The sequence below is a fragment of the Alistipes sp. AM16-43 genome (assembly GCF_003435745.1).
GTDB lineage: Bacteria > Bacteroidota > Bacteroidia > Bacteroidales > Rikenellaceae > Alistipes > Alistipes onderdonkii.
In genome coordinates this window covers 375,143-385,599 of record NZ_QTUQ01000003.1, presented here as the reverse complement: position 1 = coordinate 385,599, position 10,457 = coordinate 375,143, and the positions used below count along the sequence as shown (strand labels likewise).

5 protein-coding genes are annotated in these 10,457 nt (G+C 62.4%); 3 read left to right on the top strand and 2 right to left on the bottom strand.

All coding sequences use genetic code 11. From position 1 onward, the window contains the following. Positions 1-113: 113 nt before the first annotated feature. Both DW189_RS07510 and DW189_RS07505 read right to left on the bottom strand, forming a co-directional pair. Entirely contained in the window at positions 114-1,778 is a 1,665-nt protein-coding gene (locus DW189_RS07510; protein WP_117507358.1) for a GxGYxYP domain-containing protein, read from the bottom strand. Between the two features lie 31 nt (positions 1,779-1,809). Then, the gene (locus tag DW189_RS07505; protein WP_117507547.1) at positions 1,810-2,850 is read right to left on the bottom strand and encodes a glycoside hydrolase family 130 protein; all 1,041 of its coding nucleotides are present in this window, start codon (positions 2,848-2,850) and stop codon (positions 1,810-1,812) included. A 484-nt stretch (positions 2,851-3,334) separates the two neighbouring features. On the opposite strand from DW189_RS07505, the gene DW189_RS07500 reads away from it, so the two are divergent. The 3 genes from DW189_RS07500 to DW189_RS07490 all read left to right on the top strand — a co-directional run bounded on the left by DW189_RS07500 (position 3,335) and on the right by DW189_RS07490 (position 10,457). Continuing rightward, positions 3,335-5,512 (top strand): alpha-galactosidase, encoded by a 2,178-nt coding sequence (locus DW189_RS07500; protein WP_117507357.1) that lies wholly within the window; start codon positions 3,335-3,337, stop codon positions 5,510-5,512. A gap of 55 nt (positions 5,513-5,567) precedes the next feature. Then, entirely contained in the window at positions 5,568-7,385 is a 1,818-nt protein-coding gene (locus tag DW189_RS07495; protein ID WP_117507356.1) for a beta-N-acetylhexosaminidase, read from the top strand. A gap of 126 nt (positions 7,386-7,511) precedes the next feature. Beyond that, positions 7,512-10,457, top strand: coding sequence for a glycosyl hydrolase 115 family protein (locus DW189_RS07490; protein WP_117507355.1), 2,946 nt, complete (start codon positions 7,512-7,514; stop codon positions 10,455-10,457).

The following is a 10,457-nucleotide window of genomic DNA, read 5'->3' as shown; positions in this document are numbered from 1 at the left end:
ACCCCAACGCTTTTTGCAGGATGCAGGCGGAAACACCCGCCGCAATAGTCAGGGACGTCAGCGTACAGGGTGTGCCTGTCGGGGCACACCGATGCACGCGGCATTCCGCACGATTATTCTACGGGGAGACCTTTATAGGCGCGATATGTAGCGGCCAGGTCGGCAGTCCTCAGGAACACGTATTTCCGGCCGTCGTTGCGGGCCTCGATCTGCTTTTTGAGCTCGGACGCATAGGTGGTCACATCCTCGCTCGCCGTGCCGATCATGACCGACAGGAACAGCGGTTCGTCTACCGGGGCGCTGTCCAGCACCTTGTCCAGGTATTCGGGACGCGAATTGGTCGTACCGATATGGAAACAGTCGTTGTCCATGTGGTATTCGTCGGAACCGATGCCCCGCCAGTCGGTGCCCGCATAACCGCCTTCGAGGCAGTAGGGCTGTACGTTCCAGGCCACGGCTTCGCCGTCGACCATCTGCTTGAGGGTGTGCATGCCGGCCTGCCTGAGGTAATGCCGCGTCAGCGCGCAATAGAACGAGAAGCCGCTGTAACGGTCGGTCGTCGGGGAGCCGTCGCCCATCATGGCGCCCATCTCCTGGCCGCCTTCGTTCATCACCTGCTCGTACCAGGTGAAAACACGCGGCGCGAGGTCTACGATGGCGGGGTTGATGATCCACGTCACGGGGACATCGCCGTAGGCGGCCGACTCCTCGATCGTGTAGGGCATGTAGATCATCGTATGCAGCAGGTTGTCGCCGTCGGAGACGAGCATCGCGATATAAACGGTATTGGGTTCGGCCTCGAGCGCCTTGGGTTCGATGGGCGTACCCTGCACCGAGGGGAACGAAGACATGACGGTCATGTTCTCGACCGAAATGAACGGCACCATGAAATACCCGTATTCGGCGAAGAGTTTGTCGGCCTTCAGTTCGTCGGTCCAGCCCATGATCTGGGTGCCGGCGGGATATTTCTTGACGATGTTCTCGTAATATGCGCACTGGTCATGATCCTGGATGTCGAGGAAATAGGTGAACAGGCGGTTGGCAACCACGTAGTCCTTGTTGGCTGCGCCCCAGCTCTCCTGGAAATCGGTAGTCATGTGCGACCAGGTGAAAGCCACGTCGCGGTTGGCCGTCCCGAAATAGTTTTCCACGAGCCAGTCGACACACTCGATGTTGGTCTTGAACATCCCGCGCAAATCCCGGATCACCGGGAAACCATATCCCTTCACCTCCTCGTAAAGGCGGGGTGAAACGATCAGGGCGTCGGTCTGTGCCGCGATCGTGGTCGCCGCCTCGATCGTGGCCTCGACCAGTTCGGGGTCATAGATGACTACGCCCTTGATATGCTTCTTATACTGCTCGACAAGCGCCGAGAACCCGGGGTTGGACTTGGTCGCATCGAGCGTGAGGGTTTCCTGCGGAATGTCCTTCAGCACACGGTCGAGCCAGAACTGCCCCATCTGGGCCATGTCGTGCGGGCCGGTTTTCCAGCCGCCGTGGTTGTCCTTGCAACGGCTGTTCATCACATAGATCTTCTGTTCGCTGTCGCGGTTGACGATACCCTGCAGGCCGATGGCAGCGACCTGCCCCTCGATATCGTCGTTTTGCAGGTCTACGATGACGAGCGATTTGGTCGGGGTTTTGACTTTCGGATAGAGCCTGCCCGTCAGGTCGACGTCCGTAGCGGCGCGGCCGCAGCACGAACCGCCGTTCTGGCACGAAGCGAGCGTCATCAGACAAAGCAGGGAACCGAAACAATAGGTCAAAGTTTTCTTCATGAGTTTTAAGTAGGTTTTATTGGGATTTCTATTATAAGTCTTTGCGCAGGTTTTCCAGGATTTCGCCTACGGAGAGGTCGGCCCGGCAGATCACCTTGTCCGAAGCCCCGTAGTACAGGGCGATGCGGTCGCCATCGACCAGGTGGCCGTTGGTGAAGATGACATTCCCGAAGAAGCCTTCCAGTTCGTAGGGTTCCTCAGGCTCCATGACGGGCGTGCGGCTGCGCGCCAGCACCTTCGACGGGTCGGCGGCATCGAGCAGCATCGCACCCAGGCAATAGCGGTTCGAAGCGTCCGCGCCGTGGTAGATCGTCAGCCACCCTTCGCCCGTACGGATCGGGGCACACCCGGCACCTATGCGGGCGCTGTCCCACATCCCCTTGCGGGTACGGGCCACACACCTGTGGTTTCCCCAGTGGCGGAGGTCGGGGCTCTGAGCGATCCAGATATAATTCCCGCCGATCTCGGGGCTGCTCGGGCGGTGCAGCATATAATATAGGTCACCTACCTTCTCGTCGAAGAGCGTGCAGTCCTTATTGTGCGGGGGCAGCACCAGCCCGTAATCGGTGAAACGGCGCCAGTCCGACGTGCTGCGCATCCGCACCGCCACGCCATTGGCCGAGACGGCCGTATAAGTCAGGTAATACTGCGTCCCGATCTGCGTGACGCGGCAGTCTTCGATCCCGTACGCTTCGTAACGGTCGCTGCCCGTCAGCGGCGGATATCCCGCCTCCTCGCGGAAACGGATGCCGTCGGTACTGCTCACAAGCCGCAGGTGGGACATCGTCGTGAGGAAATCCTCGCCCTTGTAATTGATGACCCTCGGATCCGATAGGTCGAGTTCGGGGGAGGCGGCCGGGACACGCATCACCGTCACGCGGTTCTGCGCGTCGAGCAACGGGAAACTGACTTCCCCTTCGGCCTGTGCAGGGCGTTCGGCGACCCTGACCAGCATCCAGACCTTCCCGTCGTAACGGAATACGCCGGGATTCAGCAGGCATTCGATCTGCATCGAGGGTTGGCTCGGACACAAATCTTCGGGGCTCAGGATCGGGTTATGTGCGTAGCGCATGGTCAGTGTTTTTTTGTAATTCAAAAGTAGATTATATTACTCGCCGAATTGTATACAATACTACCAAAATGGTATAATCACAGGATACCCGCAAGAACCCGGGAATGTTCCATACGGACACATTAAATACTAATAATCAGCAACAAACAGTATGATTAAGGCATACCTCCCGCCCGAAAAATCCGTATACTCCCTTCCCCGGGCCGCTCCCGGCAGCCCCAAACCATCCCGCCCGCACATCCCCGTCCGACGGCCGGCCGCCATGCCCGTACCCGCCCCCGAAACCACCCCCTAAGCCGGGGGATTTCACGCGTTTCAAGACCTCCCGCCCCGGGCAGGGGACACTCCCGGGCACGAATATCGACCGGGAGTGATAAAATAATGCCCGACAATGCTAAATTTTCTCATAATTATTCTTAATTTTACCACATATTTTTAGAATGATGACTATTAAACCAAAACTTATTTAATCTAAGGAACATCTATGAACAAACTCTTTGCAAGTGTGCTGCTATGCGCCGCGTTATTGGGTTCCGGGATTCTCCGGGCTGATAACATCGTTATTTCCAACAGGAAAAGCTCTATCCTGATCACGGCCCCAAAGGGTGAATCGCCCCGGATACAGTACTTCGGCCCCCGGCTGGCGAATCCCGGCGACGTATTCGACAGCGGGAGCGCCTTCAACGTCCCGGTATACCCCCAGTTCGGCGTCCAGTGCTCGCGTGAAACAGCCATTCAGGCAACCCACAACGACGGCAATATGTCGCTCGAACTGGTCGTGGAGTCGGTCACCAGGGAGAACCGCGACGGCGGCCAGGTCACGGCGATCGCGACCCGAGACAAATTCTACCCGTTCTATGTCACCATCTACTACAAGACCTATCCCGACTGCGAGGTGATCGAGACCTGGACGGAGATCCGCCACCTGGAAAAGAAACCCGTCACGCTCTACCGTTTCGCGTCGGCCTTCCTGCCCGTGCGCCGCGGCGACAACTGGCTCTCGCACTTCCACGGCCCCTGGGGCGCCGAGGCATACCTCTACGAGGAAGCGCTGACCGACGGCATGAGGGTCATCAAAGACAAGGACGGCGTACGCAATACGCAGAACAGCTGCCCGTCGTTCATGCTCACGCTCGACGGGCGCCCCGATGAACAGCACGGCATGGTCATCGGCGGCACGCTGGCATGGAGCGGCAACTACCGCATCGCCATCGACAACGACAATGCCCACACCACACGCATCTTCGCCGGCATCAACGAAGACCAGTCGCAATACATCCTCGAACCGAAAGAGGTCTTTACGACCCCCGTATTCGCCTTCACCTTCAGCGACGAGGGCAAGGGCGGCGTCAGCCGCAACTTCCACCGCTGGGCGCGGCTGCACCGGCTCAACCACGGCGGCGAGCAGCGCAGCATCCTGCTCAACAGCTGGGAAGGCGTCTCGATGAACGTCAACCAGGAGGTGATGGATCAGATGATGGCCGACTTCGCCGCCATGGGCGGGGAGATGTTCGTGATGGACGACGGCTGGTTCGGCGACAAATACCCGCGCAACAACGGCACGTCGAGCCTCGGCGACTGGGTGGTCTGCAAAGAGAAACTCCCCGAGGGCATCAAGGGGCTGACGGCCTCGGCCAGGGAGAAAGGGCTCAAGTTCGGCATCTGGATCGAACCCGAGATGACCAACTCGAAGAGCGAGCTTTTCGAGAAGCACCCCGAATGGGTGATCCAGCAGCCCCACCGCGAGATGCACAAGGGTCGCGGAGGCACGCAGCTCGTGCTCGACCTGTCGAACCCCGAAGTACAGGAATTCGTGTTCGGCGTCGTGGACAAGCTGATGACGGCGCACCCCGAAATCGCCTACATCAAGTGGGACGCCAACATGACGCTGTTCAACTACGGGTCGACCTACCTGCCCCGCGACAAACAGTCGCATCTCTACATCGCCTACCACCGCGGCCTGGAAAACATCCTCAAGCGCATCCACGCCAAATACCCCGGCCTGGTGATGCAGGCCTGCGCCAGCGGCGGCGGCCGTATCAACTACGGGATGCTGCCTTACTACGACGAATTCTGGACGAGCGACAACACCGACGCCCTGCAACGCATCTTCATCCAGTGGGGCGTTTCGAACTTCTTCCCCGCCGTGGCGATGGCCTCGCACGTGAGCGTGGACACCAACTACCAGACCGGCCGCAAGACGCCCCTCAAACTGCGTTTCGACGTGGCGATGAGCGGACGCATGGGCATGGAGCTCCAGCCCGCACACATGACCGACGAGGACAAGGCCTTCGCCCGACGCGCCATCGCCGACTACAAGCTGATCCGCCCCGTCGTGCAGCAGGGTGACCTCTACCGCCTGATCTCGCCCTTCGACAAGACCGGGTACGCATCGCTGATGTACGTCTCGCCCGAAAAAGACCACGCGGCCTATTTCGTCTACAAGCTGGAACAGTACCACAACATGCCCCGGCCGGCGTTCCGGATGGCCGGGCTCGACCCGCAGAAGAGGTACCTCGTCAGGGAGCTCAGCCTCGACGGCAAGCCCATTCCCCAGGACGGCAAGACCTTCACCGGGGCGTTCCTGATGGAGACCGGCCTCGACTTCGAGGTGGGCGGCGAACATGCCAGCCACGTACTTGAACTCAAGGCGGCGGAGTAATCCCGCCAGCCCCGGCCGGGCCGGCATCGGCCCGGCCGGACAAAATACTTGCGCCATGAAAAAACTATTCCCCCTGATCGCCGTGCTGGCCACGCTGTGCGCAACCGCGGCGCAGCGCCCCCTGCAACTCATCCCGCAGCCCGTCCGGGCCGAACTCCGCGAAGGGCACTTCGCCGCACCGGGCTGTAAAGTCACCGCCGAAGGCTTCGCCTCCCGGCCCGAAGGGCTGATCCGGGTGGCCTCGGCACTGGCCGCCCCGCACGGAAAGCAGCCGGCCCGGAAAACGCGGAACACGCTCCTCCTGCAACTGGACGCCCGCGCGGGCATCCCCGCCGAAGGATACCGGCTCCGCGTCGCCGAACACGCGGCGGAACTCACGGCGGGCGACGAAAGCGGCATCTTCTACGGGCTCCAGACGCTCCTGCAAATGGCCGACGCCGACGGCAACATCCCCTGCGCCGAGATCGAGGACTACCCCCGCTACGGCTACCGGGGACTCCACCTGGACGTCTGCCGCCACTTTTTCCCCGTGGAGTTCGTGAAGGGCTACCTCGACCGCATGGCCGCCGCGAAACTCAACCGCTTCCACTGGCACCTGACCGACGACCAGGGATGGCGCATCGAGATCAAACGCTACCCGCGCCTGACCCAGGTCGGGGCGTGGCGTTCGAAATCCCAGATCGGCAGCTACGAGGAGAAGCCCGCCACCTTCGAATTCGGACGGTACGGCGGCTTTTACACGCAGGACGAGATCCGCGAGGTCGTCGCCTATGCCGCCGAGCGGTACATCACGGTCATCCCCGAAATCGAAATGCCCGGGCACTCGCTCGCGGCCCTCACGGCCTATCCCTGGCTGGGATGCACGAACGGAGACGAATCCTACGAAATAGCGGGTTGGATCTGCGGCCCCGGCAACGTCCTCTGCCCGGGCAAGGAGAGCACCTTCGAATTCCTCGAAAACGTGCTCGACGAGGTCGTCGCGCTCTTCCCCTCGAAGCTGATCCACATCGGCGGCGACGAGTGCCAGCACACCCGCTGGGAAGCCTGCCCCGACTGCCAGGCCCGGATCGCGGCCGAGGGGTTGCGCGACGAGACGCAGCTGCAATCCTACCTCACCCACCGCATCGACAGCTACCTCGCATCGAAAGGCCGGCAGCTGATCGGCTGGGACGAGATCATGGAGGGCGGGCTGTCGCCCGGGGCGGTCATCATGAGCTGGCGGGGCACACAGGGCGGCATCGCGGCGGCCAGAGAGCACCACCATGTGGTGATGACCCCCGGCCAGTACCTCTATTTCGACAAACGGGGGACGGATTCGCCCGACGAGCCCGTAAGCCTGAACCTCTCCCTGCCGCTGGAGAAGATATACGGCTACGACCCGGCCGAGGGGCTCTCCGAAGAGGAACAGCAATACCTGCTGGGCGTGCAGGCCAACCTGTGGACGGAATTCGTGGCGACCGGGAAACGGGTCGAGTACCAGTTGCTGCCGCGCATCTACGCCCTCTCCGAAATCGCATGGTCGCCCGTAGCGCGCAAGTCGTGGGAGGAGTTCTCCCGGCAGCGCCTTCCGGCATACCTTGCGCGGCTCGACGCCGAAGGGGCAGCCTATCAGGTTCCGCAACCCCACGGCATCCGCGAAGAGACGCTCGAAGGGGGATGTTTCCGCTTCACGATCCGCCCGCCCTTCCCGGGCTGCCGGGTCTATTACACGCTCAACGGCGCCACGCCCTACGACTTCGACCGCGAAGTGCCGGGCGAATTGGAGGTCATCGTTCCCCGGGGGGAACAACGGGTGCTCAAATGCGTCGCCGTCACCCCCGCCGGACGCCGGAGCATGGTCGTCACCACCCGCATGGGCAACCCCGGAGAGTAACCCGGCGAACCGCAGGTCACGGATACTGCCAAAAAAGTACATAATCCTGCCACGCGCCCTGTTTTCCGATGCAAAATTTCGGGCATTGCTGCGAAATTTCTACCTTAGCAATGCAAACCGATACCCATGAAGCACTTGATTCTTATGTTGTCGGCCCTCGTGGCCGTATCCGCAGGCCACGCACAGGTGGCCGTACACGAAAAAAGCCCGGAAACCAAATACGCCTTCACCCTCGCCTCGCCCCGCCAGACGGCCGCGATCCTCTACGACGCATCCGACGCCGCGGTGGTGAAACGCGCGGCGGAGCTCTTCGCCGCCGACGTGGAGGCCGTAACGGGCCGACGCCCGCAGGTGACCTCCGCGACCGGAGAAACAGGCCCGGCGGTAATCGTCGGGACGGTCGGAGGCAGCGCCCTCATCCGCAGGCTCTCCGAAGCGGGGAAGATCGACACCGCCCCGCTCGAAGGCGCCTGGGAGCGTTACCTGATCCAGACCGTCGCCAATCCCCTGCCGGGCATCCGCAAAGCCCTCGTCATCGCGGGCAGCGACCGCCGCGGCGCGGCCTACGGGCTCTTCACGCTCTCGGAGCTGATCGGCGTATCCCCCTGGTACTGGTGGGCCGACGTTCCGGTGAAAAAACATGCGGCGCTCCATGTCGACGCCCCGCCGACCTACTCCCAGACGCCGTCGGTGCGCTACCGCGGCATCTTCCTCAACGACGAGGACTGGGGTCTGACGCCCTGGGCCTCGCAGACCTTCGAGCCCGAGCGCGGCAACATCGGCCCCAGAACCTACGCCAAGGTCTGCGAACTGCTGCTGCGCCTCAAGGCCAACTACCTCGCCCCGGCCATGCACCCCGTTTCCACCTCGTTCAACCAAATCCCCGAAAACAAGCTCGTGGCCGACACGTTCGCCATCGTGATGGGATCGACCCACTGCGAACCGCTGCTGCTGAACACCGCCAGCGAATGGGATACCCAGACGATGGGGCCCTGGAACTACGACAAGAACAAGGAGGGTATCAACCGCGTGCTCACGCAGCGCGTGCGCGAGAACAGCCCCTACGAGAACGTCTATACGCTGGCGCTGCGCGGCCTGCACGACGACGCCATGTCGACCACGCTGCCCATGCACGAAAAGGTGCGGATGCTCCAGCAGGCGCTGCTCGACCAGCGGCAAATCCTCGCCGAGAACATCGACCGCCCGGTCGAGACCGTCCCGCAGGCGTTCACACCCTACAAGGAGGTGCTGGAGATCTATTCCAACGGGCTGGAACTGCCCGACGACGTCACGATCGTCTGGCCGGACGACAACTACGGCTACATGAAACGTCTGAGCGGCGTGCGCGAACAGCGGCGCACGGGGCGCTCCGGGGTCTACTACCATGTCTCCTACCTGGGCGTACCGCACAGCTACCTCTGGTTCAGCACGACGCCCCCGTCGCTGATGTACGAAGAGCTGCGCAAGGCCTATGACACCACGGCCGACCGGCTGTGGCTGGTGAACTGCGGCGACCTGAAAGGCTCGGAGATGCAGGTTTCGCTCTTCCTCGACATGGCCTGGGACATCGGCCGCTTCACGGCCGACAACGTCGTGACCTACCCGGCACGCTGGCTGGCCGGCATCTTCGGCGAAGCGTACTACGACCGCCTCGAAGCGATGACCCGCGAACACCTGCGGCTGGCCTTCCCCCGCAAGCCCGAATACATGGGCTGGGGCTACCACTGGAACCGCTTCGACCACAACTGCGAGCAGCTTACCGACACCGATTTCTCGTTCACCAACTACGACGAGGCACAGCGGCGGCTGGAGGCCTACCGGCAGCTCGGCGCCCGGGCCGAAGCCCTGTTGCACGAGATCGGCGACGAAGCCCGCCCGGCTTTCTACCAGCTGGTCTACTACCCCCTGCGCGGCGCCGAACTGATGAACCGCATGACGCTCGGCGGCCAGCGCAACCGCTGGTACGCACGCCAGGGCCGCGCGGCGACCAATGCCGTGCGCGACGAGGTGCAGCGCTGCTACGACAGCCTGCAGGTCATCACCCGGGGCTACAACTCGCTGCTCGGCGGCAAATGGAACCACATGATGTCCATGCGCCAGAACTACGACGGCGTGAGCTCCTATTTCAACCTGCCGCACCTGGCAACGCACGATGCCGCAGGCGCTCCCCGGCTGGCATTGCAGGTCGCAGGCGAGGACGTCACGGGCGCCCGGGCCTTCCACGCCCAGCCTGCGTTCGACAACTACCTGCGCCGCACCTACCCCGTCGAGATATACAACCGGGGCGGCGGCACGCTCGCCTGGACGGCGCATGCCTCCGAACCCTGGGTCGTCCTGAGCAAATCCGCCGGAAAAACTGCCGACGAAGAGCGCATCACGGTGGGCATCGACTGGGAGAAAGCCCCCTCGGGGAACGCGGTGCCGGCCCAGATCGTCTTCCGCGCGGGTGAACAGTCCGAGAAGGTGCTCGTATCGCTCTTCAACCCCACCGCCCCGTCGCGGGCCGAGCTCCGCGGCATCTACGTCGAGAACAACGGCTGCGTCTCGATCCCCGCCGCAGGCTGCCACCGCGTCCGTGAAAACGACCGAATCAAAATAACGGTCGTCGAAGACCTCGGCATCGAAGGCCCCGCGCTGCAGCTGGGCGACCCGACCGCCCCGCTCCAGATCTTCCGCAGCCGCGACGTCCCGTGCGCCGAATACGACTTCTACGCCTTCGATGCCGGTTCGGTCGATGTCTACACCTACGTGCTGCCGACCTTCCCGCTCCACGCCGACCGCGATTTCCGCATCGGCGAAAACACGAACACCGACACCAAGTACAGCGTCCAGATCGACGACGGGGCGTTGGCCACCCCCTCCTCGTCGCACGTCGAATACTCGCAGGTGTGGTTCGAAAGCGTGCTGCGCAACTGCGCCGTCAACAAATCGACGCTCCACATCGACAAGCGGGGACGCCACACGCTGCGCATCCGCGTCGGCGACCCGGGCATCGTCCTGCAAAAGATCGTCCTCGACTTCGGGGGCATGAAACGCTCTTACCTCGGCCCGCAATCGACCCTAATCGAATAA